The organism is Caballeronia sp. AZ7_KS35, from assembly GCF_023631045.1.
Classification (GTDB): domain Bacteria; phylum Pseudomonadota; class Gammaproteobacteria; order Burkholderiales; family Burkholderiaceae; genus Caballeronia; species Caballeronia zhejiangensis.
Genome location: NZ_JALQDV010000039.1, coordinates 1 through 26,698 on the forward strand (window position 1 = coordinate 1; position 26,698 = coordinate 26,698).

Genomic DNA, 26,698 nt, shown 5'->3' on the forward strand with positions numbered 1-26,698 from the left:
CCGCCGACGCGCTCGCCGCCGCCCACAGCCGGTCCGCCTTGCGGTGGCGGCGCCGCCGATGCCGTCGCCGGGTCGATGCCCGTGTTGCTCTTCGCCCAGCTGTAGCACGCGCCGTCGTCGCTTTGCTGCTTCTGCGCGCTCTGTCCCTTGGCCGGATAAGCGATCGGCTTGCTCTGCGCAATGGCGTCGAGCGCCATCACGGCGATCACGATGGCGCAGCCGGCACGCAATCTCGTTGCATTCATGGCGACTCCTTGCCTGATTTCCAGAGTTGGCGATTCAAGATTCTTTTGATACACGACGCCGTCGTTATTGACAATGAAAGTCATCGCGCCGCTTGCGCCGGATTGCACGCGATAGTCTGCAATACAGACCACTCCGGATTCAGGAAGCGAACGCGTGAAGAACCTCTGACCAGAACAGCAAATTTGTATTCTCGTGTTGCCGTTTGTAGCTTGATGCGCGCCGGACGCAGCGCCGCGAAAAACATGCATATTCGAAGATATGCGAACGTCCTGGCGAATTCAAGAATCGCCGCATAGGTGTTTGTTCGCTGATTTGTCGAACGACTCGGGCTTTTAATTACCCGCCTAAAGCGATGATCGCCATCGTCAGAAGCACGCCGAGCGCCATCATCGCGAGACCGGCTTTCCAGCCGCGCCAACCCGCATAACCGCCCAGCGCGAAGCCGCAGCAAAACAGCATCGCGAGCGTGAGCACGCGCGATATGAAGAGCGCGGTCGGAACGTGCTTGACGAGAACAAAAGGCGCGGCGACCGGAAAGGTCGACAGTACGATGATGATGAAGATGCCCAGCGCCGCGAGAAAATCGTCGCGCACGAAGCGCGCGCGTTCCGGCAGGCTGTCGCTCGCGGCGATGCGCTTGCGGATGGATTCGAGATCGTCGTCGGAGATGAACGGATCGAGCGTCGCGGATACTCTCTCGCGCAACATGCGCACGCCCGCCGCCGCGTCGCGCTCGCGCTGGATCGCAAGCGCGAGCGCGTGCCTGCGCGCGCGGTCCGCGATCGTGCGAACGAGATACATGACGGCATCGGCGAGACCCCACGCGAGATTGCAGCCGAGCGCCGTGTAGAGCATCTTGTGTCCCGCCGCCTCGCCGCCCGTCGCCGCCGATACCGTGCCGACAAACGTCAGCGCCATGAAGAGGCCGAAGCACAGCTCCGACACGCGATCGACGGTGTCGAGCACCGGCGCTCGCGTGCGTTTGCCCGGCGAAGTCTCCTCGTGCATGAGCGCGCGGCTATCCGACCTTCACCTCGTTTTCCAGGGGTTGATTGTTCTCGAAAGCCGTGATGCTCTGCAGCGTGGTTTCGCAGATCGTCGTCAACGCTTCGCGCGTCAGATAAGCCTGATGCCCCGTCACGATCACATTCGGAAACGACACGAGCCGCTGGAAAACGTCGTCGGTGATGATTTCGCTCGAGAGATCGCGGAAGAAGAGATCGGCTTCCTGTTCGTAGACGTCGATTGCGAGGCCGCCCAGTTGTCCCGTCTTCAGCGCTTCGATCACCGCTTCGGTGTCGATCAGTCCGCCGCGGCTCGTATTGACGAGCAACGCGCCGTGCTTCGAACGCTTGAGCGATTCCGCGTTGATGATGTGATGCGTCTCTGGCGTCAGCGGGCAAAAGAGCGCGACGATGTCCGCCTTCTCGCCGATCTCGCCGGACGTCGCGTAACGCAACCCGAGCGCCTCGAACTGTTTCGACGGATACGGATCGTAGCCGATCACGTTGCAGCCGAAGCCCTGCATGATCTTCGCGAACACGCAGCCGATCTTGCCCGTTCCCACGACCGCGACGGTTTTGCCGTACAGATCGAAACCGATGAGGCCGTCGAGCGAGAAGTTCGAATCGCGCGTGCGGTTGTATGCGCGATGCACTTTGCGATTGATCGCGAGCAAGAGCGCGACCGCGTGCTCCGCGACCGAGTTCGGCGAATAGTTGACGACGCGAACCACCTTGATGCCGAGCTTCGCGGCGGCCGCGAGATCGACGTTGTTGAAGCCGGTGCAGCGCAGCGCCACGAGACGCGTGCCGCCTTTGTGCAGCGCTTCGAGCACTTCGGCATTCGCCGTATCGTTGACGAAGATGCAGACCGCGCCGTAGCCCGCCGCGAGCTCGACGGTGTCCATGTCGAGCGACATGTCGTGGTACCGGAGCTTGTGGTTTTCCTTCTTGTTCGCCTGGTCGATGTACTGACGCTCGTAAGGGGTCGAACTATAGATCGCCACTTCCATGATGCACTCCTTGAAAATTGTATTGACGGGCCGGTCAAGAGCCTAACCCGCGGCCAGCGATATGGCGATCTGCACGAATAACACCTTGACGATGGTCATCGACGGAAAAATCATCGCGTACATGATGTCCGGCTGATCCGTCGGCGCGACGCGGTTCGCGAACGCGAGGATCGCCGGATTGCCGGTCGCGCCGCAGATCACGCCGATCGACGTGTCGAACGGCAGCCTGAAAATCCACAGGCAGCATATCGCCGTGACCGCCACGAGCACGAATACCGTGATGATGCTGAAGACGAGCAGAATCGGCCCGGCGGTGCCAACGGTGTCGACGAACTTCGGCCCGCACGAAATGCCCACTTGCGCGAGAAAAATCGTGAGGCCGAGATTGCGCAAGACGAGATTCGCGGACAGCGGCATCACCCAGACGAACGGCCCGTTGCGGCGCGCCTTGCCGAGACACAGCGCGACCAGGAGCAGCGCGGCGAGACCAAGACTGAACGCGCCGAGGCCGGGAATCGGCAGCGGAATCGCGCCGGCAAGCAAGCCCAGCGCCGCGCCGATGCCGAGGCAGATGAAGCTCAGGTCCGCCGTGCCCTTGATCGAATCGCCGAAGAACGTCCGCATGGTCGCCTGATGCGCGCGATTGACGAGCAGCCCGACGCGATCGCCCGCTTCGAGGATGAGATCGGGCGTCGAGAGCATGTCCGCGTCGCCGCGCCGCACGTGCGCAATGGCGCAGTTCACGCCATCGGGAAAGCGGATGTCGCCGAGCGCCATGCCGACGACCGCCGGATTCGACGCGAACACGCGCATGTAGTCGAGGTCCTCGCGATGGCTCGTCATGCGGCCCGGCTGCATTTCGCCGCAGAGCGCGGCGGCTTCTTCGAGCAGACGGCGATCGGTGCTCGTGGCGAGCAGCACGTCGTCAGCGCGCAGCGTGAGGTCGGCGGCGGGCAACTGATTGTGATGCGCGCGCCGCACCGCCGCGATCGCCACGCCCGAGGGCAGCCGGCTCGACAGCTCCGACAACCTGAGGCCGATGAGGCCCGCGTTTCGCAGCGCGATTTCGGCCGTTTCGAGTATCTTCGCGGGCGGCTTCTGAATCTTTATCTTCAGCGCAACGTTGAGCAGATAGATGAGCAGGATCGGCCCGGCGACGCCGAACGGATAGGAAATGCTGTACGCGACGGCCGCATCGTTGCTTTTCATCGATGCGATCGCGACCTGCAGGCTCGCCGTGCTGGTTCCGCTGCCGGCGAACATGCCGAGCGCATCGGCGAGCTTGATGCCGAAGTGGATGAAGCCGCACGCCACGAGGCCCGCGACGATCACGCCGACGCACGCGGCGATGTTCGCCTTCATGCCCTCGCGGCTCGTCAGTCCGCGAAAGAACTGCGCGCCGTACTGAATGCCGATGCCGTATAGGAACAGCAGCAGCCCCAGCGTGCCGAGCAACGGCGGCGGTGCGGACTTCGGCGCGAACGCGCCGATTGCGAGCCCGACGAACAGCACCGCGCCGGAGCCGAGGGCCACGCCTTTGATGTTGATTTCACCGATCAGATAGCCCAGCGCGATCGTCAGAAAAAGCGCGAACAACGACTGATTCTCGAGGAAGGTTCTGACTGCATCCATGCCGCCTCCTGTGGGTGGACAAAGCAACTCGGCAGTACACGAACATTAAAGGCGCTTTGCGTCGCACAGTCCAGCACCGCCGTGCGCATTCAACGGGACTGAAGCACGACGACGCTGCGCGCCTCGACGCGGCACGCACCGCGCTCGACGAGCGCCGTTTCGACATTCGGAACAATGTCGTTCGGCGATTCGGCAGATGTATCGACGACGCGCAGCCAGCTCGAATTGTCCACCGCCGGCAGCGCGGCCTCGCGCGCATCGTCGTTCATGTTGAGGACGATGTGCAGCATCGGCTCGCCCGGCGCGTGGCCCGCGAGCGTGAACGCCACGAAGCGCGCGCCGGGGTCGTGCCACGCGGGCGCATCGAGACGTTCGCCGTGCCATGCGACATCGGGATGCGTCTGTCCGTTCGCCGGACGTCCCGTCAGAAAGCGTCGGCGGCGCAGGCTCGCGTGACGCTTGCGCAGCGCGATCATCTCGCGCGTGAAACGCAACATGTCGCGCGCGTCGTCGGAAAGTTGCCAGTCCATCCACGAAAGCGCGTTGTCCTGACAGAACGCGTTGTTGTTGCCGCGCTGGCTGCGCAGGAGCTCGTCGCCGGCGAGAAGCATCGGCACACCTTGGCTCAGCAGCAGGATCGCGATGAAGTTGCGCGCCTGCCGAAGCCGCAGTTGGATGATCGCGGGATCGTCCGTCTCGCCTTCCGCGCCGCAATTCCACGACAGATTGTCGTTGCTGCCGTCTCGGTTGTCCTCGCCGTTCGCCTCGTTGTGCTTCGCGTCGTAGCTGACGAGATCGGCGAGCGTAAAGCCGTCATGGCACGTCACGAAGTTGATGCTGTTCGCGGGCAGCCGGCCATCGTCCTCGTAGAGGTCCGCGCTGCCCGCGATGCGCGTGCACACTTCGCCGACGACGCCCGGCTCGCCGCGCACGAAGCGCCGGATCGCGTCGCGATAACGCCCGTTCCACTCGGACCAGTCCATGCCGGGGAACGTGCCGACGTGATAAAGGCCGCCCGCATCCCAGGCTTCGGCGATCAACGGCACGCGCGCGAGGATCGGCGATGCTTCCATCGCCCAGGGTAACGGCGGCGTGCGCAGCAATTCGCCGTGCTCGCCGCGAGCAAAGACGCTCGCGAGATCGAAGCGAAAGCCGTCGACGCCGAGTTCGCGCACCCAGTATTCGAGGCAACGCATGATGAACGCCGACACCAGCGGATGATTGCAATTGACCGTATTGCCGCAGCCCGTGTAATCGAGGTATCGCCGCGAATCGTTCGGGTCGGACTGATAGAAGGCGTCGTTGGCGAAGACCTTGAAGTGGATCAGCGGGCCGTTGTTGCCCGCCTCCGACGTGTGATTGAACACGACATCGAGCAGCACGCGAATGTCCGCCGCGTGCAATGCGTCGACGAGTTCGCGGAATTCCTGCGGCGCCCGCGCGGGCTCGACGCAATAGCGCGGATGCGGGCTATAGAAGCCATATGTGCTGTAGCCCCAATAGTTGCGAAGTCCGCGCTCGGCGGCGAAGGCGGGAAGGTCCTGTTCGTCGAAGGCCATCACGGGAAGCAGTTCGACATGCGTGACGCCGAGCGCCTTCAGATAGGGAATCTTTTCGATGAGACCTGCGAACGTGCCCGGATGACGCACGCCGCTCGACGCATGCCGCGTGAAGCCGCCGACATGCAGTTCGTAGATGATCGCGTCGTCGAGGGTGCGGATGTCCACGTCGTCGACGGGCCGATTCAACGGCTCCGTCACGATGCCTCTGAGCGACGCGTGTTCGGCGGCGTGCACAGCGGCGGCCTGCGCGCGATCGTAGAAGCGGTCGCTCACGCCGCGCGCTTGCGGATCGAGCAGTTCCTTCCGGCTCGCGGCTTCGTCGCTCATCTGGGGCACGTCGAGCGGGCCGTATGCGCGCCACGTATAGCAGCAACGCAGCGGCAGATCTTCGACGAACACATGCCAGAAGAAATACGTGCGGTTCGTTTCGCTCGTGAGCGCGATGACCCGAAACGGTTCGACGCTCTCTTCCGATGCGTACAGCAATAGTTCGACGCGCGTCGCGCGCCGGCAGAACGCGCAGAAGTTGACGCCGCCCGGCATGACCGTCGCGCCGAGCGGGAAGCGCGAGCCGGTCCGCGTGCGATAGCCCGCGTGATCGTGCGCGACTGCAGGAACATCGCTCATGGTCGTCTCCCGCTTCGCTTCGTCACACTGAGCAAGGATATGTGAGGCGTCGCGGATTACAAGTGGACGGCTCGGGCGCGCGTCGCATCGGCGGGTGTTAAGCGTTTCAATATTTCTGTCGGATCGTTTCATCCGCTTGACCCCATTCGGATTCCGGCTACAACGGAATCAGTGCACACGTTGCGTGGAATCGGTCATGCCATCCGAACAAACGTTACAAGAAGGCTCGAGCGGCGGCGGCGTGCAAGGCTGGTCGCGTCATGTGCCGTTGATCGCGTTGCTGCGCGACTATCGCGTGGGGTGGCTGAAGAACGACATCATCGCCGGACTCGTGCTGACGACGATGCTCGTGCCCGTCGGCGTCGCATATGCGCAGGCGTCGGGCGTGCCGGGCGTGTGCGGCCTCTATGCGACGATCGTCCCGCTACTCGCCTACGCGATCTTCGGCCCGAGCCGCATTCTCGTGCTCGGCCCCGATTCCGCGCTCGCCGCGCCCGTGCTCGCGGTCGTCGTGCTGAGCGCATCCGGCGATCCGTCGCGCGCGATCGCCGTCGCGGGCATGATGGCGATCGTCTCCGGTATGGTGTGCGTCGTTTTCGGCTTGCTCAAGCTCGGCTTCGTCACCGAGTTGCTCTCGAAGCCGATTCGCTACGGCTATATGAACGGCATCGCGCTGACCGTGCTGATCAGCCAGTTGCCGAAGCTCTTTGCGATATCCATCGAAGATCACGGGCCGTTGCGCGATCTCGCGACTCTCGCCAAAGGCATCGCCGCTGGCCAGTCGAACTGGTACAGCTTCGCCGTCGGCGCGGCGAGCCTCGCGCTCATTCTCCTGCTCAAGCGCTTCGACAAGGTGCCGGGCATTCTCATCGCCGTCGTGCTCGCGACGCTATGCGTGAGCGTGTTCCATCTCGACCAGCGCGGCGTGAAAGTGCTCGGGACCATCCCGCAAGGACTGCCCGCGTTCTCGCTGCCGTGGCTGAGCGATGCCGATTTCGTGCGCATCGTGCTCGGCGGCTGCGCGGTCGCGCTCATCGCTTTCGCCGATACCAGCGTGCTGTCCCGCACCTTCGCGGCGCGCGCCAATACGCGCGTCGATCCGAATCAGGAGATGATCGCGCTCGGCGTCGCCAATCTCGCGACCGGTCTGTTTCAGGGCTTCCCGGTCAGCAGCAGTTCGTCGCGCACGCCTGTCGCGGAAGCGGCGGGCGCGCGCACGCAGGTGACGGGCATCGTCGGCGCGGTGGCGGTGGCGGCCGTGCTGCTCGCCGGGCCGAATCTGCTGCGTCATCTGCCGAGCAGCGCGCTCGCGGCCGTCGTGATTGCCGCGGCCATCGGACTATTCGAGTTCAGGGATCTGAAGCGCATCTATCGCATTCAGCAATGGGAGTTCTGGCTGTCGATCTGCTGCTTCGCCGGCGTGGCGGTGTTCGGTGCGATTCCCGGCATCTGCATCGCCGTGGTGATCGCGGTCATCGAATTTCTATGGGATGGATGGCGGCCGCATTACGCCGTGCTCGGGCGCGTGGAAGGACTGCGCGGTTATCACGACACGATGCGATACCCGCAAGCGGAACAGGTTCCGGGCCTGCTGCTGTTCCGCTGGGACGCGCCGCTTTTCTTCGCGAACGCCGAGCTGTTCCAGCAGCGCGTGCTCGAAGCGGTGAAGCAGGCGCCGACGCAAGTCAAACGCGTCGTCGTGACGGCCGAGCCGGTCACGAGCGTCGATGTCACGTCCGCCGACATGCTGCGCGAACTGCATCGCGCGTTGCAGGAACGCGGCATCGCGCTGCATTTCGCCGAGATGAAAGACCCGGTTCGCGACAAGCTCAGGCGCTTCGAACTGACGCCGATCTTTCCCGATGCGTGCTTTCATCCGACGATAGGCAGCGCCGTCGACGCCTGGCTCGCCTGTCAGACGCCCGCCGCCTGAATGTCGGCGAAGCGCGCCCGGAGCGTCTTCTTGTCGATCTTGCCGACGCTCGTCTTGCTGATCGCGTCGATGAAGCGCACGTCGCGCGGCACCGCATAGCGCGAGATGCGTCCGGTTTCGGCGATGCCGCGCAGATATCGCGTGATCATTTCCTCCGTGATCGGCGCCGCGCAATCCGGCTTCTGCACGACGAGCGCGAGCGGGCGTTCGCCCCACTTCGCATCGGGCACGCCGATCACCGCGACCTCGGCCACGCCCGGCAACTGCGAGATCAGGCTTTCGACTTCGAGCGACGACACCCATTCCCCGCCCGACTTGATGACGTCCTTCGCGCGATCGGTGATGCGCAGATAGCCGTCGGCATCGACGTTGCCGATGTCCTGCGTATGCAGCGCGCCGCCTTCCCACAACGTCGCGGATGCCTCGTGATTCTTCAGATAGCCTTGCGTGAGCCACGGCGCGCGCGCGACGATCTCGCCGCACGTGCGGCCATCGCGCGGCGCTTCGCGCAGTTCGTCGTCGACGATGCGCAAGTCGACGAGCGGAATCGCGCGGCCCGTCGTGCAACGCAGGCGCACTTGCTCGTCGGCGTGGAGCGTGTCCGCGTGCGGGGGCAATTGCGCGAGACTCAGCAGCGGACCGCTCTCCGACATGCCGTATCCCGAGAACACGTCGATGCCGCGTCCGAGCGCCGCGCGCGCGAGTCCTTCGGTCAGCGCGCCGCCGCCGATCACGACCTTCCATCGGCGCAAATCGACGGCTTCGGCATCCGGGCACGTCAGAAGCATATGCAGGATCGTGCCGACGCAATGCGAGAACGTCACGCCTTCTTCCTCGATCAGACGCATGATGTTCTGCGGCACATAGCGGCCGGGGTACACCTGCTTCACGCCGAGCATCGTCGCGATGTAGGGCATGCCCCACGCGTGCACATGGAACATCGGCGTGAGCGGCATGTAGACATCGCCGCGATGAAAGCGCTGGCCGCTCGCCGGGCTCGCGAGCGCGGCCATTCCGGCAATCGTATGCAGCACGAGCTGGCGATGCGAAAAGTACACGCCCTTGGGCTTGCCGGTCGTGCCGGTCGTGTAGAACGTCGTGGCGCGCGTGTTCTCGTCGAAATCGGGAAACTCGCGCACGGGATCGGCGGCGGCGAGCATCGCTTCGTATTCGCGCGCGAACCCGATGCCGTGCTCCGGAACCGCGACGCCTTGCTCATCGATCCAGATGAAAGTACGCACGGTTTCGAGGCGCGTTCTGATCGCGTCGATCACCGGCAGGAAATCGGTATGCACGATCAGCATGTCCGCGCCCGCATGATTGAGCGTGTACAGAATCTCGTCCTGCGAAAGCCGCACGTTCACCGATTGCAGGACCGCGCCCATCATCGGCACGGCGAAATAGCATTCGAGATAGCGATGGGTGTCCCAGTCCATCATCGCGACGGTGCTGCCATGCTTCGCGCCGAGCGCGTCGAGGGCATTCGCGAGGCGCGCGACGCGCTCCGTCATCGTGCGATACGACTGCCGCACCGCGCCGCGATAGACGATCTCCTGATCCGGCGAATTCGCGAGCGGCGTGTGCAGCAACTGCTTGATGAGCAACGGGTACGAATACGCGTCGGGCGCGGCGTGCGGGTCGAAATACGTGTCTTGCATCCTTGTCTCCAAATATTCAGAAGTTGTGGCGCAGGCCGAGCATGGCCGCGGTCGTCGACTTGCCCGGCGCGGTCGGCTGGCCGTAGGCGATCATCTGGTTCATCGTGCCGTTGTTGTCGACGTGGCCGACTTCGGCATACGCGAGCGTGCGCTTCGACAGGTTGTATTCCGCGCCGATCGCGAATTCCAGCGAGTGATTCGACGACTGGTTCTTGTCCTTGATGTAGTAGACGCCGGTCGTCACGTTGAGATTGGGCGCGAAGCGATAGCCAAGACCGCCCGAGTACATGTCGAAGTTCGCGCGATCCGAATCGGCGGGGTTCTTGCCGTTCGCGTAGGACATCGAGATCGAGAAGCCGTGCGTCGTGTACAGGCCGCCGAAATACATCATGCGATTGTTGTTGAGTCCGGTGGGCACGGAGCCGGGCGCGGGATTCGCGTCGTGGCCGTTGTAGTAGACAGCCGTCAGCGTCAAGCCGAAGTTCGAGTACTTCAGCACCGCCGATTCGCGCGTGCCGCCCTGAAACTGTCCCGCCACGCCGCCGGGCGCATATTCGAGCGATGCCGACAAACCCGCATACGTCGGCGACTGATACACGAGCGCGTTGCTGTCGTAGAGCGCGCCGATCGAGCCGTTGGTGCTCGTGCCGGGCCAGCCGGCCGCCGTGTTCATGCCGAGCCATGCGGTCAGCACGCTGCCGAAATACTGCGCGCGGCGCACGTCGGTGTCGTACATCGCCCAGATCATCGGCACGATCTGGCGGCCCGCGTTGAAGGTGCCGAACGGGCCGGACACGCCGATCGTCGCGTATTGATTGAACATCGCGGTGGCGCCGGGCGTATCGGAGAGGCCGGTCTTGCCGGTGCCCGAATCGAACGAGCCTTGCAGCTTCACGTTGATGAAGTAGCCGCCGCCGAGATCTTCGCTGGCCTTCAGGCCCCAGACGCTCGAATAGATGCCGCCGTCCTTGAAGCGATACACCTTCCCCGTGTCCCGCGCGTTGCGCGCGAAGCTCGCCGCCGACGTGCTCTGATACATGAGGCCGGCGTCGAGCACGCCATAGAGCGTCACGGTGGATTGCGCATGCGCGCCGCCGGCGGCCAGCACGAGCCCTGCGGCAGTGGCGAATCTGAGCTTCATCGAGTCTCCTGATCTTGTTCTGGATGCGCCGCGCACCGATAGGGTCGCGGCGTCAGGAGGCAAGAATACGCATCGGCCAAGTGCCGAACCCCTCTCACGGAGAGAGGGGTAGGGATTGCGAGAGAGGCGGGAAAACCCTGCTGAAAACGCTTGAAAAAGGCGCTATTGCACGCCTTCGAGCAGGCCGAGCGCGATGGCGCGGCGCACCGCGTGCTTGCGCGAACTGGCGTCGAGCTTGCCGAAGAGATTCTTCAGATGCCACTTGACGGTGCCCTCGCCGACCGCCGCCGCGAGCGCGATTTCCTTGTTGCTCAAGGTGCGCGCGAGCAGTTCGAGAATCTCGCGCTCCTTCGGCGTGAGGATCACGCTCGGCAACGCGCGCGGCCCGCCTTCGCCCGAACGCGGCGGCACGCGCACGACATGCGGCGGCACGACCGGGCGCTCGCCGGCATCCACGCCGCCCGCTTCGCTCACGCGCCGCGCCCAGTCGGCGAGACCGGGATGCGCGTCGATCAACACGCGCCCGAGGTGATACGTGCGCGCGAGGTTCAGCGCTTCGAGAAACGGCGCGTGGCCGTCGCCCGTCGCGCGTTCCTGGGCGAACGCGCGCAACGCCATCAGCTCGATGCGCTCGCGTCCGCGCTTCATCGTCGCGGCGATCTGTTCCGCGCGCGCGAGCGGTTCGACCGCAGCCGGCCAGTCCTGACGCGCGAGCGCCGCGCCGCCGTGCGCCATCGTCTGCAGCATCTGCACGGAGCGGCTCCAGATCGGCCCGCGCGTGGCGATGTGTTCATCGACGATCGCGTCGATACGCTCGACGAGCGCATCGCAGGTCTGCGCGCGATAGCGTCCCGCATGCGCGCTCACCTGCTCCGCGAGGCTCGTCACGCAAAGACGCGGCAGATTGCGCGCGACGCCCATCGTGTAAAGCATTTCGAGCAGATCGAGCGCGCGATGCTCGTCGCCGCGCAACGCCGCGATGCGCGCCGCCGTGCGATATGCGAGCACGACGGTCTCCGGCAACGCCGCGCGTTCGAGCACGTCGAGACGGTTGGCGAGCAGCGCGGCGGCCTCGTCGATGCGATCGTCCTCATACGCGATCGACGCGCACGTCGCCGCGAACATGCACGTCAGCGGATGACGCCGCCCGAGGTCTTCTTCGGCGCTCGCGAGCGCGGGCAGCAGGACGCTTTCGGCGAGCTTCACCTGTCCTTCCTGAAGCCACGTCAGGCCGACCATGTGATCGCCCCAGCGCACGACATAGCCGAGCCCCTTGCCGATCTGCGCGCGCGTCACCGCCTGTTGCAGACGCCGCGCCTGCGCCGGCTCGCCGAGCAGCATCGCGCGGGCGGCGAGGCGGTTCGCATGCGACTGCGCGAGCCACGAGTCCTTGGGCGGCGGCGTCTGCGCCCACGGCTCGAAAAGCTTCAGGAAGCGGTCGGGATCGTCGGCGTACCACGCGGCCGCGCTCAGGATCAACGCGCATTCGTAACGCAAGGCGTCGTCCGCACCCGGCGATGCAAGCACGCGCTCGACCTGACGCTGCGCCTCGTGATGACGTTCGCCCAGCGCGAGCGCCCACGCGACCGCCAGACACAGGCGCGGACGCTTTTCCAGTTCCGCTTCCGGCAGACGTTCCAGCCACTCGAGCACGGTGCCGAGCTGGCCTTGCTTCACGGCGTCGTGCAGCGACTGCTCCGCGAGTTCGTACGCATGTTCGCGCTCGCCCGCCGCATGCGCGTGGCGCGCCGCCTGTTCGAGCATGCCGCGCGCGCCGAGCCAGCGGGCCGCGCGCCGATGCAGTTCCGCGCGCGCATCGTCCGCGAGCGCGGCAAAGCGCGTCTGCAGCACGTCGCGCACGAGCGGATGCAGGCGGCACCAGTCGCTCTCCTCCGCCGTCACGAAGACGGGCGTATCGCGCGTGAGACGTGCGAGGCGTTGCGGCGCGTCGGCGTCGCCGGTCAGGGCTTCGCACAAGTCGGGATGCAGCACGTCCACGACGCTGATGTCGACGAGCAGGCGTTCATCGGCGGATGACAGCTCGCTCAACAGCGCCGCGACGAGCGGTTCGCGCAAGCCGCGCGGGCCCGCCGCGAGATTGTCGAGCGCCGTGCGCGGGTCCTGCGCGCGCGCCATCGCGGTGAGCGCGAGTTGCAGGCCGAGCGGCCAGCCGCCGGTGATTTCGAAGAGGCGCGCGGCGGCATCGGCGTCGACGCGCGCGCCGAAACGCTGCGTGACGAGCGCGATGGTTTCATCGACGCGAAAACGCAGCGCGTCCGGCGCGACGAGTTCGGCCTGTCCGTAGGCGAGCAGTTCCGCCGCGGGCTTGTCGAGCCCCTGCCGGCCCGCCGCGACGATGCGCAGATTCTGCGGCGCGTTGTGCATCACGTAATCGAGCAGTTGCGCGCCGGGTTCCGGCAGACGATCGGCTTCGTCGACGATCAGCACGACATCGAGCGATAGCTGCGCAAGCTCGGCCAGCCACGCGGTGGCGAGATCGAACGCGCCGGCGGGCACGCCCGGATTTTCCGCGATGAGACGCCCGAACGAGGGCCGCGCGCAGCATGTCCGGATCGCGTGGACGAGCGCGCGCAGGAAGCGCTCCGCGTCGTCGCGATCGTCGGCGAGCAGCCACGCGACCGCCGCGCCGTGCGCCAGAAACTCGCGCCGCCATTGCGCGAGCAGCGACGTCTTGCCGTAACCCGCGCCGGCCTGCACGAGCACGATCTGGCTGCGTGCGGTGTCGGCGTTCAAACGGGCGCGCGCGAGCAGCCCGGACGGCGCGCGCGGCGCCATCGTCTTCAGAACGAGCTCGGTGGATGGGGAGTCGGTGGGCATCGGTAATTTTTTGTCTTCCATCTAGGATGGTTCGGATCGCGCGCGTGCGTCAAGCCCCTCCCGCCGCGAGAGGGGCGCTCGGCCGCCGCCCGCACTACGATTCGATCAACCGTGCAATTGAAACCGAAGGATCACCATGTACCGACATCTGCTCGTGCCCGTCGAGCGCAACGACGCCAGCGTCGAGGCGACTGGCCATGCGGCCGAGCTCGCGCGCTCGCTCGGCGCACGCATCACGTTCGTCAGCCTGCATGCGGGCGCGAGCGACGATGCGGCGCAGCATCGCCGGATCGCGGCCGCCCTCGCCCGCGCCGAAGCCGCCGCTCGCGCGCACGGCGTGCCGGCGACGGTGCTCGGCGTGCAGGGCATCGATTCGGCGGCGGCGAACGATTACGACCTCGTGTGCATCGCGCAAGGCAGCGCGGTGCCGCCCTTGCCGGGCGTGGCCGTGCTGATCGCGCCGAGCGACGCGCGCCCGATGGTCACGAAGGCGGCGGGCGCGCTGCTCGCCGTGCATCGGATGCGCTCGGACGCTTACGACGATGCATTGCGCACTTCGCGACCCGATGCGCGGACGATCGAGCGTCTTCGCGAAACACATCACGAAGAAACCGCGCTGACCACGGCATTGCGCGAGCGCACATCGACGCTCGATGCCGAACTCGACGAACTCGCGCGCCTCGCCGAACGCGAAGCGGCGCTGCTCGCGCGCGTCGCGGCATCGATCGCGAATGGGGAGGTCATCGACGACACATTGCTTGCGAGCGCGCGCTTCGCGTGCGAACGCATGGGACGCATCGAAGGCGTCGTGCTGCCGGCCGCGCGCCGCTATCTGCGCGACGCCGACTGGAACGCGCTCGCGCGCTGAACGCCATACAGGAAACAGAGACTCAAGGAGACGAAACAATGGCACATGCAATCCGCTTTCACGAAACCGGCGGTCCGGAAGTGTTGCGCTGGGAAGAAGTCGCCGTGGGCGAACCCGGCCCGTTGGAGGTCCGTCTGCGTCACGAGGCCGTCGGGCTCAATTTCGCGGACACGTATTTCCGCTCGGGCCTCTATCCGGTGCCGCTGCCTTCGGGCATGGGCGTCGAAGCGGCGGGCGTCGTCGAGAAGGTCGGCGCGAACGTCACGCATCTGAAGGAAGGCGATCGCGTGACCTACACTGGTTTCATCAACACGCTCGGCGCGTACAGCACGGAGCGCATCATTTCCGCCGCGCCGCTCGTCAAGCTGCCCGATGCGATCGACTGCACGCGCGCCGCCGCCATGACGATGCGCGGCCTCACCGCCGCCTATCTGATGACGCGCATCCGCCGCTTCGAGCGTGGCGACACGCTGCTTTTGCACGCGGCGGCGGGCGGCGTCGGGCTGATCGTGTCGCAATGGGCGAAGCTGCTCGGCGTGACGGTGATCGGCACGGTATCGAGCGAAGAGAAAGCGCGCGTGGCGCGCGAGCATGGCGTGGCGCACACGATCGACTACAGCCGCGAGGACGTGGCCGCGCGCGTGCGCGAACTGACCGATGGCAAGGGCGTGAACGCGGTATTCGACAGCGTCGGCAAGACCACTTTCAACGCATCGCTCGATTCGCTCGCGCGCCGCGGTCTGATGGTGTGCGTCGGCACCGCATCGGGTCCGATTCCGCCGTTCGATCCGCAATTGCTCGCGATGAAAGGCTCGCTCTATCTGACGCGCCCGGCGCTCGCGGATTACATCGCCGATCCGGCCGAGAAGAATGCGCTCGCCGCCGAACTCTTCGATCACGTCGCGAGCGGGCGCATTCGCATCGAGATCAACCAGCGCTATGCACTGCGCGACGCGGCGGACGCTCATCGCGATCTCGAAGCGCGCAAGACCACGGGTTCGTCCGTGTTCGTCGTCTGAGGAGACATTCATGCGTATCGAACAACTTACTTGCGCGATCGGCGCGGAACTCACCGACGTCAATCTCGCCGACGCCATTCACGACGACGCCCTCTTCGCCGAAATCCGCGCCGCGTTGCTCGCGCATCGCGTGCTTTTTCTGCGCGATCAGGAAATCACGCGCGCGGAGCACGTCGCGTTCGCGCGGCGCTTCGGCGAACTGGAGGATCATCCGGTCGCGGGAAGCGATCCGGACCATCCGGGGCTCGTGCGTATCTACAAGTCGCCCGATCAGCCGAACGACCGCTACGAAAACGCGTGGCACACGGACGCGACCTGGCGCGTCGCGCCGCCCTTCGGCTGCGTGCTGCGCTGCGTGGAAACGCCGCCCGTCGGCGGCGACACGATGTGGGCGAACATGGTGCTCGCGTATGAGAAGCTGCCCGCGCACGTCAAGGAACAGATCGCGGATTTGCGCGCGCGGCACAGCATCGAGGCGAGTTTCGGTGCGGCGATGCCTATCGAGAAACGCCTCGCGCTGAAGGCGCAGTTTCCCGATGCCGAGCATCCCGTCGTGCGCACGCATCCGGAAACGGGCGAGAAGGTGCTGTTCGTCAACGCCTTCGCGACGCACTTCACCAACTATCACACGCCGGAGCGCGTGCGCTTCGGGCAGGACGCGAATCCCGGCGCGGGGCAGTTGCTCGCGTATCTGCTGAGCCAGGCGTATATCCCGGAATATCAGGTGCGCTGGCGCTGGAAGAAGAACAGCATCGCCATCTGGGACAACCGCAGCACGCAGCATTACGCGGTGATGGACTATCCGCCGTGTCATCGCAAGATGGAGCGCGCGGGGATCATCGGCGACGTGCCCTTCTGATGGATCGACGCATGAACGCACCGACGATACTCATGGTCCCCGGCCTGCGCGATCACGTCGAGGACCACTGGCAGACGCATTACGCCAACGCGCATGACAACGTGCGTACCGTGCCGCCGCTGCAACGCGACAAGCTCGATCGGAGCGCGCGGGTCGCCGCGCTCGACGCGGCGCTCGCGCAGATCGACGGACCGGTCGTGCTCGTCGCGCACAGCGCCGGCGTGATGATTTCCGTGCACTGGGCGCAGCGGCATCGTCGCGAGATTCAGGGCGCGCTCTTCGTCACGCCGCCCGATTTCGATTCGCCGCTGCCGGAAGGCTATCCGTCAGTCGATGAACTCGAGCTGCACGGATGGCTGCCCACGCCGCGCGAACGCCTGCCGTTTCCGTGCGTCGTCGCGGCGAGCCATGACGATCCGCTCGCGCGCTTCGAACGCGTCGCCGGCATGGCGCACGACTGGGGCGCGCGGCTCGCCGATCTCGGCCGCGTCGGGCACATGAATCCGGCGTCGGGATTCGGCCTCTGGCGCGACGCCGGGCGATACATCGCGGAGATCACCGAGCGTTAAGCCGACAAGCTCGCGAGGATATTCGCCGCTGCCCGCGCCGCCACTTCGCAGCCGAGCACGATGTGCGACTCCGCCGTGTCCTCGATGAAATCGTGACTCACTCCGCCGATGCTCGGCACGAACAGCATGCACGCCGGCACATGATGCGCGATCACCTGCGCATCGTGCGACGCGCCGCTCGGCATGCGTTCCCACTGACCCGGCGCGAGCGCTTCGGCGGCCTCCGCGATATGCGCCTGCAAGGCGGCGTCCATCACGACGGGCGCTTCGGGCGGCTCGCTGTCCGTCATCGCGACACCGATTTTCCCTTCGGCATTGAAGTCGCGGATCAGCGCGGCGAGCGCGGCTTCCATCGCGCGCAAACGCTCCGCGCTGGCGTCGCGGAATTGCAGATACATGTCCGCCGCGCCCGGCACCACGCTGAACGAACCCGGATCGAGCTCGATGCGCCCGACGGTCCAGACGGTATCGGCATCGGCGATCGCGCGAAACGCTTCGTCCATGCGCGCGATGAACGCAACGAGCGCCGCGCCCGCATCGCGCCGGATCGACATCGGCGTCGTGCCCGCGTGATTGCGCTGCCCGGTGAAGCGCAGCTTCAGCTCGCGTATGCCGACGATCGTCGTCACCACGCCGATCGACTTGCCGTGCGCCTCCAGCCGTCCGCCCTGCTCGATGTGCGGTTCCAGATACGCCTTGTGCCGCGCCCTGTCGATACGCACGCGCGCCGCGCCGATGAGTCCGGCTTGCGCGAGCGCATCGCCGAGCAGGACGCCTTCGCGATTGCGCGCGTGGCGCAGGGCTTCATCGACGGCTTCGCCGACGAAACTGCGGCTGCCGAGAAAGCCCGAGAACGTGCCTTCCTCGTCGATCCACGATGCGACGTCCACCGCGAAATGACGCGTCGTTTCGCATTCGGCGAGCGCCCGCGCGATTTCGAGGCCGTAAATGACGCCGAGCGCGCCGTCGAGCCAGCCGCCGGTCGGTTGCGTGTCGGTGTGCGAGCCGATCAAAAGCGCCGGGCCGGCGTTGCGCGAGCGGCCGAACACGGTGCCGACGCCGTCGATCGTCGCGGCGAGTCCCGCTTCGTTCATGCGGCCCGCGAGCCAGCGGCGCGCGTCCATATCGACCGATGACAGCGAGAGGCGCACGACGCCCGGACCGGTTGCGCCGAACGTGCGCAGATGACGGAGGTCGTCGAGCAGGCGGGCGGGATTGATCTTCAGCACTGTTTGTCCTTGATGTAGTCGTTACGTTTGAGTGCGCGCCTCGCGCCGCACTTCCTGCGGCGGCACGCCGAAGCCGCGCATGAATGCTTCGCGCATGTGACGGCGGTCCCTGAAGCCCGTTTCCTGCGCGATCGTTTCGAGCGAATGCCGGCTTTTCTCGATCATCAGACGCGCCGCTTCGAGCCGCAATCCTTCGATGGCTTTCGCCGGCGACTGCCCCGTCTCCAGCGTGAAGACGCGGCTGAACTGACGCGGGCTCAGATGCGCCTCGCCCGCGAGCTCCTCGACCGTCAGCGGCCGGTTCAGATTCTTGCGCGCATAGTTCAGCGCATTCTGGATGCGATCGGACTTCGGCGCGAGATCGAGCATTTCCGAATGCTGCGACTGCCCGCCCGCGCGACGCTGATGCATGACGAGCTTGTGCGCGACCGAACGGGCGATATCGGCGCCGAGATCCTTCTCGACCATCGCGAGCGCGAGATCGAGCCCCGCGGTCATGCCCGCCGACGTCCAGACCGGGCCATCGACAATGAAGATGCGGTCTTCTTCCACTTGCACATCGGGATAAAGCCGCTGCATGTCGCGCGCGTAGGCCCAATGCGTGGTCGCGCGGCGATTCGCGAGCAGGCCCGCTCCGGCCAGCACGAATGCGCCCGTGCAGATGCCCGCGATACGCCGCGTGCGCTTCGCCGCGCGGCGCAGGAACGCGAACACGTCGGCGGGCGGCGCGATCGTGAGCGGCGTGGTGACGCCGACGGCGATCCAGGTGTCCATCTGCGTGCGCGCGGTGATCGCTCGCGTGTCGATCTTCATGCCGAGCGACGAGCGCACTTCGCCGCCCGCCGTCGAATAATTTTCGATGCCGTAGAACGCCTCGCCCGATACGTCGTTCGCCATTTCGAAAACCGTCTGCGAGGCGAGCGCCATGATCTGGAAGCCGTCGCTCAATAAATAGCCGATGCGGTGCATGTCGTTTTCCTGCCGCGCGATGTCACGAATCACTACCCTATACGTCATTTGCGTCACGGTCAAATCCGGCCAGAATTCACTCACGCAATCAACCACTTGTTTTCTGACGGAGTGAAACATGACGCAGACACACCTCGGCACCGCGCTCGTCACGGGCGCGTCTTCCGGAATCGGCGCGGTCTATGCGGACCGCCTCGCGCGGCGCGGCTACGACCTCATTCTCGTCGCGCGCAATCGCGACAAGCTCGCGGCGCTCGCCGAACGCATCACGAACGAGACGCGCCGCAGCGTCGAGATTCTCGATGCCGATCTGAACGACCGCAGCGCGCTCGCCACTGTCGAAGCGAAGCTGAAGAATGACGCGAGCATCACGCTGCTCGTGAACAACGCGGGCATCGGCACGCATACGCCTTTGCTCGACAGCGACGTCGACGCGATGACGCGCATGATCGATCTCAACGTGACCGCGCTCACGCGCCTCGCTTACGCGGCGGTGCCCGGCTTCGTCGCGCGAGGCCGTGGCGCGATCATCAACATTGCGTCGATCGTCAGCATTGCGCCGGAGATCCTCAACGGCGTGTATGGCGGCACCAAGGCGTTCGTGCTCGCGTTCAGCCAGTCGCTGCATCGCGAACTGGCGGGCAAGGGCGTGCGCGTGCAGGCCGTGCTGCCCGGCGCGACGGCCACCGACTTTTGGGAAACGGGCGGCCTGCCGATCGAGAATCTCGACAAGGCGATCGTGATGTCGGCGGGCGATATGGTCGATGCGGCGCTCGTCGGCTTCGATCGCGATGAGCTCGTGACGATTCCGTCGCTGCACGACGGCGCGAAGTGGGACGCGTACGAAGCGGCGCGGCAGGCGATGGCGCCGGAGTTGTCGGCGAACAAGCCGGCTGCACGGTATGTATCGGGCGCTTCAAGCCTTTCGTGACGCGGAATCCGCTCGCCGTGGCGCGAAGCACATGACGAGCGGTATCAGCGCGAGCGCGGCGCCGGTGTAGAAGGTCGCCGGCGCGCCATGGCGATCCCAGATCCATCCGGCGATCGCGCTCGCCAGCACCATGCAGACGCCGCTCGCGAGATTGAACACGCCGAATGCGGTGCCGCGCAGGGAAGGCGGCGCGGATTCGGCGACCATCGCCGCGAGAATGCCTTGCGTGAAGCCCATGTGCAGTCCCCACAAGGCGACGCCCGCGAACAGCGTGAGCATCGACGATCCCGCGCCGAGCAGCACATCGGCCGCGATCAGCAGCGCCAGGCCGCAGGCGAGCAACGCGCGCCGGTCCCATCGATCGGACAGCACGCCCGCCGGATACGCGCTCGCCGAATACGCGAGGCTCATCACGACCATCACGGCGGGAATCCACCCGATATCGAGTCCTGTCTGCTGCGCGCGCAGTACCAAGAACGCCTCGCTGAAGCGCGCGAGCGTGAAGGTCGCGCCGATCGCGACGACATACCAGTAGCGCCCAGAAAACTCGCGCATCGACCGCCAGTGCAGCGGCGAGCGGAAGCTCTCGCCTCGTGCGGACGCGCTTTCCGGCTCACGCACGCCGAACAGAATGATGATGACGGCGATGAACGCCGGCACCGTCGCGAACCAGAGCACCGTGCGGATGTGATCGGAGAACGCGAGCATCAGCACGATGGCGAGCAACGGCCCGGCGAACGCGCCGATCGTGTCCATCGACTGCCGCAGGCCGAAAGCGGCGCCACGGATTTCCGGCGGCGCGACATCCGCGACCAGCGCATCGCGCGGCGCGCCGCGAATGCCCTTGCCGAAGCGATCGACGAGACGCGCGGCCACGACCAGCGCGGGCGTTTCGGCGAGGGGGAACAGCGGCTTTGTCAATGCCGCGAGGCCGTAGCCGAAGAGCAGCAGGCCCTTGCGGCGTCCGAGCCAGTCGCTCAGCGCGCCCGAAAAGACTTTCACGATCATCGCGGTTGCTTCGGCTGCGCCTTCCAGCGCGCCGAGTGCGGTGACGCTCATGCCCATGGTCGTCACGAGGTAGATCGGTAGAAGCGCATGCACCAGCTCGGAGGACAGGTCCATGAACAGGCTGACGAGGCCGAGCGCCCAGACGGTGCGTGGGATCGGCGGGCGCGGTGTGGCGAAAGGAGATGGCATGGGCTCGATTCGTGTCATCGATTCGATGTCATCGTGCCAAAGAATGGCCCAGCGTGGCGGTCCGATCGCGCATTCCGCTCGCTCATCCGCCTCACACCGCGCCCGCAAAAAAAATCGCCCCGCTCAAAGCGGGGCGATTTCGTTTCCGGCGAGCGCGCATCGAATCACGTCACCGGCGCCGGATTGAACAACACAAGCGCGTTGTGCAGCTTCAACGCCTCGGCCTTCGTCTGCTTCTTCCCGCTCGCGACATCGAGCATCAGCCGGAACAGTTCCCAGCCCACATCGGCGATGGTCGCCTCGCCCGTCGCGATGGTTCCCGCGTTCACGTCCATCAGATCGTGCCAGCGGCGCGCGAGATCGGAGCGCGTCGCGACCTTCAGCACCGGCACTTCGGCGAGGCTGTACGGCGTGCCGCGCCCCGTCGTGAAGACATGAAGGTTGATGCCCGCCGCGAGCTGCAGCGTGCCGCAGATGAAATCGCTCGCAGGCGTCGCCGCGTAAATCAGACCCTTCTGCTTCACCTTCTCGCCCGGCGACAGCACGCCCGAAATCGTCGATGACCCCGACTTGACGATGGAACCCATCGCCTTCTCGACGATGTTCGACAGCCCGCCCTTCTTGTTGCCCGGCGTCGTGTTCGCGCTGCGGTCCGCGCCGCCGCGCTTCAGATAATCGTCGTACCACTGCATCTCGCGGATGATCGCCTGCGCCACCTCACGGTTCGCCGCGCGCGCCGTCAGTTGCGCGACGCCGTCACGCACTTCCGTGACCTCCGAGAACATGACGGTCGCGCCCGCGCGCACCAGCAGATCGGTCGCGAAACCGACCGCCGGATTCGCCGTCAGCCCGGAAAACGCATCGCTGCCGCCGCACTGCACGCCGACGACGAGATCCGCCGCCGAACACGTCTCGCGACGGCGATTGTTGAGGCGCTTCAGATGCGTCTCGGCCATCCGCATGATCGACTCGATCATCGAGCCGAAGCCGACGTGCGCCTCGTCCTGCAACACGACCGTGCCGCCGTTGTCGTCGTGCGTGTTGTCGCCGATATCGGCCACGTCTTCCGTTTCCGCCGATGCCGCCGCGATCGGAATCGTGCCCGGCGGCATCAGGCGTTCCGGTTGGAGCTTCTCGCAGCCGAGCGACACCATCATCACTTCGCCGCCGAAGTTCGGATTCAGCGCGATGTTGCGCACCGTGCGGATCGGCACCATCGCGTCGGGCGCGTCGATGGCCACGCCGCAGCCGTATGTGTGACCGAGGCTCACGACGTCATCGACATTCGGATACCGCGGCAGCAGTTCCGCCTTGATGCGCGTCACGGCGTGCTGCACGACGTCCGCGACGCATTGCACCGTCGTCGTGATCGCGAGGATGTTGCGCGTGCCGACCGAGCCGTCGGCGTTCCGATAACCCTCGAACGTGAAGCCTTCCAGCGGCGATTCGTCCGGCGCCTTGATCGTCGCAATCGGCAGGTCGTGCAGCTCGGGCGGCGTCGGCATGCGCGTGACGTGCTCGTTGATCCAGCTTCCCTTCGGGAGCGCCTTCGTCGCATAGCCGATCACGACGTTGTAGCGGATGACCGCATCGCCTTCCGCGAGATCCTTCAGCGCGACCTTGTGGCCCTGCGGCACGCGTTCGCGCAGCACGAGGCCATCGGCGAACGTGGCGCCTTCGCCGAGACCGCCGTCGTTCACGACGATCGCGACGTTGTCGTCCGGGTGGACGCGAATATAGAGAGGGGACTGATTCATTCTGACGAATCCTTGAGCAAACATACCGCGCGGCTGCGGCTTGAGTTATGTCATCCTACAACATAGACAATCACAATTGGTTAGTATTTACCCGTATCCATTGATTTTGCACGCGTAAATAGATTGTCTGACGTCAGTCTATGTTGTACGATGACTTACGAGATCGGCAATCGGCCGGTCGCCGAACATCGAGACTTCATCACCATGACGACACCGCAAGAACTGAAGCAAATCGTTTCCGAAGGCCTGCTCTCCTTCCCCGTGACGGATTTCGACCAACAAGGCAACTTCCGCGCGAACACGTACGCGGAGCGCCTCGAATGGCTGGCTCCTTACGGTGCTTCAGCGCTGTTCGTCGCGGGCGGCACGGGCGAGTTCTTCTCGCTGACGCAACCCGAATATTCGCAGATCGTGAAGACGGCCACCGAAGTGTGCCGCGGCAAGGTGCCGATCCTCGCCGGCGCGGGCGGCCCGACGCGCACGGCCATCGCCTTTGCGCAGGAAGCGGAGAAGCAAGGCGCGCAAGGCGTTCTGCTGATGCCGCACTATCTGACCGAAGCGTCGCAGGAAGGCATCCGCGCGCACGCCGAGGAAGTCTGCCGCGCCGTGCCGAACATGGGCGTCATCATTTACAACCGCGCGAATTCGAAGCTCAACGCCGACATGCTGGAGCAACTCGCGGATAGCTGCCCGAACCTGATCGGCTTCAAGGACGGCGTCGGCGAAATCGAGAACATGGTGACGATCCGCCGTCGCCTCGGCGACCGCTTCTCGTACTTGGGCGGCCTGCCGACGGCCGAAGTCTACGCAGCCGCGTACAAGGCGCTCGGCGTGCCGGTGTACTCGTCGGCGGTGTTCAACTTCATCCCGAAGACCGCGATGGAGTTCTATCGCGCAATCGCCGCCGACGACCACGCGACCACGGGCCGCCTGATCGACGAATTCTTCCTGCCGTACCTGAAGATCCGCAATCGCCGTGCGGGCTATGCGGTGTCGATCGTCAAGGCGGGCGCGAAACTCGTCGGCCACGATGCGGGCCCGGTGCGCGCGCCGCTGACCGATCTGACCGAAGACGAGCTCGAGCAACTCGACGTGCTCATCAAGAAGCTCGGCGCGCAGTAAAGGCACAGGCAGGAGACGGGCGAAGCGAGGACGCACGACGCCGTGTGACGCTTCGCCGATGAGGGCCGCGCGAGCGGCCCTCCGTGCATCTCGCACGTACGGAAAGAAAGGGGAAGTCCATGTCGATGAGCCGCACCGCGAATCCCGCGGACGTCATGAAGCGCACCAAGGTGCGCTATCTCATTCTGTTGCTGATCTTCGTGATCACGACGTTCAACTATGCGGACCGCGCGACCTTGTCGGTGACGGGCTCCGCGATGCGCGCCGAATTCGGTTTCGACGCGATCCGCATGGGCTACATCTTCTCGGCCTTCAGCTGGGCGTATGTGCTCTCGCAAGTGCCCGCGGGCTGGCTGCTGGATCGCTTCGGCGCGCGGCGCGTGTATGCGGCGAGCATTTTCCTGTGGTCGCTGTTCACGTTGCTGCAAAGTTCGATAGGCCTGCTCGGCAGCGCGGCGACCGCCGTGACCGCCCTCTTCGTGCTGCGCTTCGCGATGGGCGCGGCGGAAGCGCCCGCGTTTCCGGCCAATGCGAAGGTCGTCGCGAGCTGGTTCCCGACGAAAGAACGCGGCACGGCATCGGCGATCTTCAACTCGGCGCAGTACTTCGCGGCCGTCGTTTTTACGCCGTTGATGGCGTGGCTCACGCATGCTTTCGGCTGGCATCACGTCTATATCGTGATGGGCGTTGCGGGTCTCGCGCTCGCGCTGACGTGGCTCGCCGTGATGAAGAATCCGGCGGATCATCCGCGCGTGAACCGGCAGGAGCTGGAGTACATCGAGGAAGGCGGCGGTCTCGTGCGCGGTCATCAGCGCGCGGGCGGCGTGGCGCGTGGCACGTCCCACAGCGTGGGCTGGCCCGTCGTCAAGCAGTTGCTGACCAACCGGATGCTGCTCGGCGTGTATCTCGCGCAGTACTGCATCAACGTGTTGACGTACTTCTTCCTGACGTGGTTCCCGATCTATCTCGTGCAGGCGCGTCACATGACGATTCTGCAGGCAGGCTTCGTCGCGTCACTGCCGGCGATCTGCGGCTTCACGGGCGGCGTGCTGGGTGGCGTGATCTCCGATGGCCTCATCCGTCGCGGCAAGTCGCTCACTTTCGCGCGCAAGGTGCCGATCGTCGGCGGCATGCTGCTGTCGTCGTGCATCATCGGCTGCAATTACGTCGACACGGACTGGATCGTCGTCGCGCTGATGTCGCTGGCGTTCTTCGGCAAGGGCATCGGTGCTTTGGGATGGGCCGTGGTCGCGGATACGTCGCCGAAGGAAGCCATCGGGCTTTCGGGATCGATCTTCAACATGTTCGGCAATGTCGCGGGCATCGTGACGCCGATCGTCATCGGCTATCTCGTCGCGCAGTCGGGCTCGTTCAATGGCGCGCTGGCGTTCGTCGGGATCAATGCGCTGATCACGGTGTTCAGCTATCTCGTGATCGTGAAGGACATCAAGCGGGTGGAGTTGAGGGTCTGATCCGCTGCAAGCGATGAATCGGAAAAGCCCGTTCTGCTCATGGCAGAACGGGCTTTTGCTTTACTGCGCCCGAACCACGTCGACCCGCAACGCCTCGCCGCCATCGACGATCGCAATCAGCCGATCCACATTCGGATGCGCGCCCGGGCGATTGCGCGCATCGGCCGTATGTTCGGCGAACACGGCGAGACCATGCTCGGCGGCTTGCGCGTCCAGCGCGCCGAACGCCTGCTTCAGATAGTGATAGACCGCGAGCGAGCCCTGCTTGCCCGGCTTGTTCTCGATGCTCGCGACCACGTCACCTTTGCCATCGACCAGATCGATGCGCTCGATGCCGTCGATGGCGGGCAATTGGGCGAGGTTATCCTTGAATACGTTGCTCGGCTGGATCACGAAAAGCACTCCACGTTTTGAGTTGATGTTGCGGGGCGCCGTATCTTATCCGATCAACGAAAGGGCTCGATCGCGCGCATCGTCACTCGGGGATCACAGGCTCGACGAGCCGCGCGAGTTGCTCCAGCGACTCTTGCCAGCCGAGATAGCACATCTCCACCGGAATGACTTCGGGCACGCCCTCCTGAACGATGCTCAACTCGGTCCCGCACACGACCTGCTTCAAAGAAACGGTGACCTGCATTTCGCCGGGCAGGTTCGGATCGTCGAAGCGGTCCGTGTAGCGAATCTTCTCGAACGGCACCAGCTCGACGTACTCGCCACCGAACGAGTGACTATTGCCCGTGCCGAAATTGCGGAACGACATCTTGTGCGTGCCGCCCTGGCGCGCATCCATGTGATGGACCTGACATGTGAAGCCGTAAGGCGGAAGCCACTTCGCGATCGCATCGGGTTCGAGGAACGCGCGATAAAGACGCTCGGGCGTCGTACGCAAGACACGGTGAAGGCGGATGGTTCCGGTGGCCATGGTGTGCTCTCCTTTCGCGGAAAAATTGGACACATCTCTACGACGATGCATCGAAGCGTGAATCGACATGCAAGGGAATCGGGAAAACCCTTGGTTCGCCTCGTTGCCGCGGAATGATACTTGCGCGCGGTTT

General features: G+C 65.2%; 21 protein-coding genes and 2 pseudogenes. 8 read left to right on the forward strand and 15 right to left on the reverse strand.

The features are described 5' to 3' along the window. From NCT05_RS24085 to glgX, 6 genes and pseudogenes are all read right to left on the reverse strand, one after another. Window positions 1–245: pseudogene (locus NCT05_RS24085) on the reverse strand (hypothetical protein); the annotation flags it as partial. A 21-nt stretch (window positions 246–266) separates the two neighbouring features. Beyond that, window positions 267–494, reverse strand: a pseudogene (locus NCT05_RS37035) (DUF2950 family protein); the annotation flags it as partial. Window positions 495–582: 88 nt separating this feature from the next. Then, window positions 583–1,254, reverse strand: a complete 672-nt coding sequence (locus NCT05_RS24090; protein ID WP_008348510.1) for a VIT1/CCC1 transporter family protein — start codon at window positions 1,252–1,254, stop codon at window positions 583–585. Window positions 1,255–1,264: 10 nt separating this feature from the next. After that, entirely contained in the window at window positions 1,265–2,260 is a 996-nt protein-coding gene (locus NCT05_RS24095; RefSeq protein WP_008348512.1) for a 2-hydroxyacid dehydrogenase, read from the reverse strand. Window positions 2,261–2,302: 42 nt separating this feature from the next. After that, entirely contained in the window at window positions 2,303–3,892 is a 1,590-nt protein-coding gene (locus tag NCT05_RS24100) for an aspartate-alanine antiporter-like transporter (RefSeq protein WP_250503335.1), read from the reverse strand. Window positions 3,893–3,981: 89 nt separating this feature from the next. Continuing rightward, window positions 3,982–6,081 carry a glycogen debranching protein GlgX gene (gene glgX / locus NCT05_RS24105; protein WP_250503336.1) on the reverse strand — a complete coding sequence of 700 codons (2,100 nt, stop codon included), beginning with the start codon at window positions 6,079–6,081 and terminating at the stop codon, window positions 3,982–3,984. Between the two features lie 196 nt (window positions 6,082–6,277). Between glgX and NCT05_RS24110 the strand changes: the two genes are divergently transcribed. Next, window positions 6,278–8,014, forward strand: a complete 1,737-nt coding sequence (locus tag NCT05_RS24110; protein ID WP_250503337.1) for a SulP family inorganic anion transporter — start codon at window positions 6,278–6,280, stop codon at window positions 8,012–8,014. On the opposite strand, the gene NCT05_RS24115 is transcribed toward NCT05_RS24110, so the two are convergent. The 3 genes from NCT05_RS24115 to NCT05_RS24125 form a co-directional block, all read right to left on the reverse strand. Then, window positions 7,996–9,672 (reverse strand): fatty acid--CoA ligase, encoded by a 1,677-nt coding sequence (locus NCT05_RS24115; protein WP_250503338.1) that lies wholly within the window; start codon window positions 9,670–9,672, stop codon window positions 7,996–7,998. The two genes, NCT05_RS24110 and NCT05_RS24115, sit on opposite strands and share 19 nt — an antisense overlap. 16 nt (window positions 9,673–9,688) lie before the next feature. After that, on the reverse strand, window positions 9,689–10,813 hold the full coding sequence (locus NCT05_RS24120; protein WP_175981191.1) for a porin: 1,125 nt from the start codon (window positions 10,811–10,813) through the stop codon (window positions 9,689–9,691). Window positions 10,814–10,975: 162 nt separating this feature from the next. Then, a complete protein-coding gene (locus NCT05_RS24125; RefSeq protein ID WP_250503339.1) occupies window positions 10,976–13,651 on the reverse strand; it encodes a winged helix-turn-helix domain-containing protein in 2,676 nt (891 codons plus the stop codon). Between the two features lie 136 nt (window positions 13,652–13,787). Here NCT05_RS24125 and NCT05_RS24130 point away from each other — a divergent pair, with 136 nt between their 5' ends. From NCT05_RS24130 to NCT05_RS24145, 4 genes are read left to right on the forward strand one after another with little or no spacing between them, the layout of a single operon-like run. Then, window positions 13,788–14,519: a universal stress protein gene (locus NCT05_RS24130; protein WP_008348524.1), complete on the forward strand. Its 732-nt coding sequence runs from the start codon at window positions 13,788–13,790 to the stop codon at window positions 14,517–14,519. Between the two features lie 38 nt (window positions 14,520–14,557). Then, window positions 14,558–15,538 (forward strand): quinone oxidoreductase family protein, encoded by a 981-nt coding sequence (locus NCT05_RS24135; protein WP_175981196.1) that lies wholly within the window; start codon window positions 14,558–14,560, stop codon window positions 15,536–15,538. Between the two features lie 10 nt (window positions 15,539–15,548). Continuing rightward, window positions 15,549–16,397 carry a TauD/TfdA dioxygenase family protein gene (locus NCT05_RS24140; protein ID WP_008348529.1) on the forward strand — a complete coding sequence of 283 codons (849 nt, stop codon included), beginning with the start codon at window positions 15,549–15,551 and terminating at the stop codon, window positions 16,395–16,397. Between the two features lie 11 nt (window positions 16,398–16,408). Then, complete coding sequence (locus tag NCT05_RS24145) at window positions 16,409–16,966, forward strand: RBBP9/YdeN family alpha/beta hydrolase (RefSeq protein ID WP_175981198.1); 558 nt, start codon at window positions 16,409–16,411, stop codon at window positions 16,964–16,966. Here the strand turns inward: NCT05_RS24145 and NCT05_RS24150 are convergent. After that, window positions 16,963–18,195, reverse strand: coding sequence for a Zn-dependent hydrolase (locus NCT05_RS24150; protein WP_175981200.1), 1,233 nt, complete (start codon window positions 18,193–18,195; stop codon window positions 16,963–16,965). The genes NCT05_RS24145 and NCT05_RS24150 overlap by 4 nt on opposite strands. Window positions 18,196–18,216: 21 nt before the next feature. Beyond that, entirely contained in the window at window positions 18,217–19,164 is a 948-nt protein-coding gene (locus NCT05_RS24155; RefSeq protein ID WP_250436924.1) for a GlxA family transcriptional regulator, read from the reverse strand. 118 nt (window positions 19,165–19,282) lie between these two features. On the opposite strand from NCT05_RS24155, the gene NCT05_RS24160 reads away from it, so the two are divergent. Beyond that, entirely contained in the window at window positions 19,283–20,095 is an 813-nt protein-coding gene (locus NCT05_RS24160) for an SDR family NAD(P)-dependent oxidoreductase (protein WP_250503340.1), read from the forward strand. On the opposite strand, the gene NCT05_RS24165 is transcribed toward NCT05_RS24160, so the two are convergent. Together NCT05_RS24165 and garD are read right to left on the reverse strand one after the other, a co-directional pair. Next, entirely contained in the window at window positions 20,081–21,292 is a 1,212-nt protein-coding gene (locus tag NCT05_RS24165; RefSeq protein ID WP_250503341.1) for an MFS transporter, read from the reverse strand. The genes NCT05_RS24160 and NCT05_RS24165 overlap by 15 nt on opposite strands. Window positions 21,293–21,456: 164 nt before the next feature. Beyond that, complete coding sequence (garD, locus tag NCT05_RS24170; protein WP_250436816.1) at window positions 21,457–23,049, reverse strand: galactarate dehydratase; 1,593 nt, start codon at window positions 23,047–23,049, stop codon at window positions 21,457–21,459. Window positions 23,050–23,253: 204 nt separating this feature from the next. Here garD and kdgD point away from each other — a divergent pair, with 204 nt between their 5' ends. Next, on the forward strand, window positions 23,254–24,171 hold the full coding sequence (gene kdgD / locus NCT05_RS24175) for a 5-dehydro-4-deoxyglucarate dehydratase (protein ID WP_008348545.1): 918 nt from the start codon (window positions 23,254–23,256) through the stop codon (window positions 24,169–24,171). Between the two features lie 119 nt (window positions 24,172–24,290). Next, the gene (locus tag NCT05_RS24180; RefSeq protein ID WP_008348547.1) at window positions 24,291–25,643 is read left to right on the forward strand and encodes an MFS transporter; all 1,353 of its coding nucleotides are present in this window, start codon (window positions 24,291–24,293) and stop codon (window positions 25,641–25,643) included. 60 nt (window positions 25,644–25,703) lie between these two features. Here the strand turns inward: NCT05_RS24180 and NCT05_RS24185 are convergent, their stop codons facing one another. Together NCT05_RS24185 and NCT05_RS24190 are read right to left on the reverse strand one after the other, a co-directional pair. Next, window positions 25,704–26,036 (reverse strand): DUF2322 family protein, encoded by a 333-nt coding sequence (locus tag NCT05_RS24185; RefSeq protein ID WP_008348548.1) that lies wholly within the window; start codon window positions 26,034–26,036, stop codon window positions 25,704–25,706. An 82-nt stretch (window positions 26,037–26,118) separates the two neighbouring features. Further along, on the reverse strand, window positions 26,119–26,565 hold the full coding sequence (locus tag NCT05_RS24190; RefSeq protein ID WP_008348550.1) for an SRPBCC family protein: 447 nt from the start codon (window positions 26,563–26,565) through the stop codon (window positions 26,119–26,121). Window positions 26,566–26,698 lie beyond the last annotated feature (133 nt).

Bases quoted from the DNA above. Each gene is read 5' to 3' on its own strand.
- NCT05_RS24090 (WP_008348510.1), bottom strand. From the start codon at position 1,254: ATGCACGAGGAGACTTCGCCGGGCAAACGCACGCGAGCGCCGGTGCTC.
- NCT05_RS24095 (WP_008348512.1), bottom strand. From the start codon at position 2,260: ATGGAAGTGGCGATCTATAGTTCGACCCCTTACGAGCGTCAGTACATC.
- NCT05_RS24100 (WP_250503335.1), bottom strand. From the start codon at position 3,892: ATGGATGCAGTCAGAACCTTCCTCGAGAATCAGTCGTTGTTCGCGCTT.
- glgX (WP_250503336.1), bottom strand. From the start codon at position 6,081: ATGAGCGATGTTCCTGCAGTCGCGCACGATCACGCGGGCTATCGCACG.
- NCT05_RS24110 (WP_250503337.1), top strand. From the start codon at position 6,278: ATGCCATCCGAACAAACGTTACAAGAAGGCTCGAGCGGCGGCGGCGTG.
- NCT05_RS24115 (WP_250503338.1), bottom strand. From the start codon at position 9,672: ATGCAAGACACGTATTTCGACCCGCACGCCGCGCCCGACGCGTATTCG.
- NCT05_RS24120 (WP_175981191.1), bottom strand. From the start codon at position 10,813: ATGAAGCTCAGATTCGCCACTGCCGCAGGGCTCGTGCTGGCCGCCGGC.
- NCT05_RS24125 (WP_250503339.1), bottom strand. From the start codon at position 13,651: ATGCCCACCGACTCCCCATCCACCGAGCTCGTTCTGAAGACGATGGCG.
- NCT05_RS24130 (WP_008348524.1), top strand. From the start codon at position 13,788: ATGTACCGACATCTGCTCGTGCCCGTCGAGCGCAACGACGCCAGCGTC.
- NCT05_RS24135 (WP_175981196.1), top strand. From the start codon at position 14,558: ATGGCACATGCAATCCGCTTTCACGAAACCGGCGGTCCGGAAGTGTTG.
- NCT05_RS24140 (WP_008348529.1), top strand. From the start codon at position 15,549: ATGCGTATCGAACAACTTACTTGCGCGATCGGCGCGGAACTCACCGAC.
- NCT05_RS24145 (WP_175981198.1), top strand. From the start codon at position 16,409: ATGAACGCACCGACGATACTCATGGTCCCCGGCCTGCGCGATCACGTC.
- NCT05_RS24155 (WP_250436924.1), bottom strand. From the start codon at position 19,164: ATGCACCGCATCGGCTATTTATTGAGCGACGGCTTCCAGATCATGGCG.
- NCT05_RS24160 (WP_250503340.1), top strand. From the start codon at position 19,283: ATGACGCAGACACACCTCGGCACCGCGCTCGTCACGGGCGCGTCTTCC.
- NCT05_RS24165 (WP_250503341.1), bottom strand. From the start codon at position 21,292: ATGCCATCTCCTTTCGCCACACCGCGCCCGCCGATCCCACGCACCGTC.
- garD (WP_250436816.1), bottom strand. From the start codon at position 23,049: ATGAATCAGTCCCCTCTCTATATTCGCGTCCACCCGGACGACAACGTC.
- kdgD (WP_008348545.1), top strand. From the start codon at position 23,254: ATGACGACACCGCAAGAACTGAAGCAAATCGTTTCCGAAGGCCTGCTC.
- NCT05_RS24180 (WP_008348547.1), top strand. From the start codon at position 24,291: ATGTCGATGAGCCGCACCGCGAATCCCGCGGACGTCATGAAGCGCACC.
- NCT05_RS24190 (WP_008348550.1), bottom strand. From the start codon at position 26,565: ATGGCCACCGGAACCATCCGCCTTCACCGTGTCTTGCGTACGACGCCC.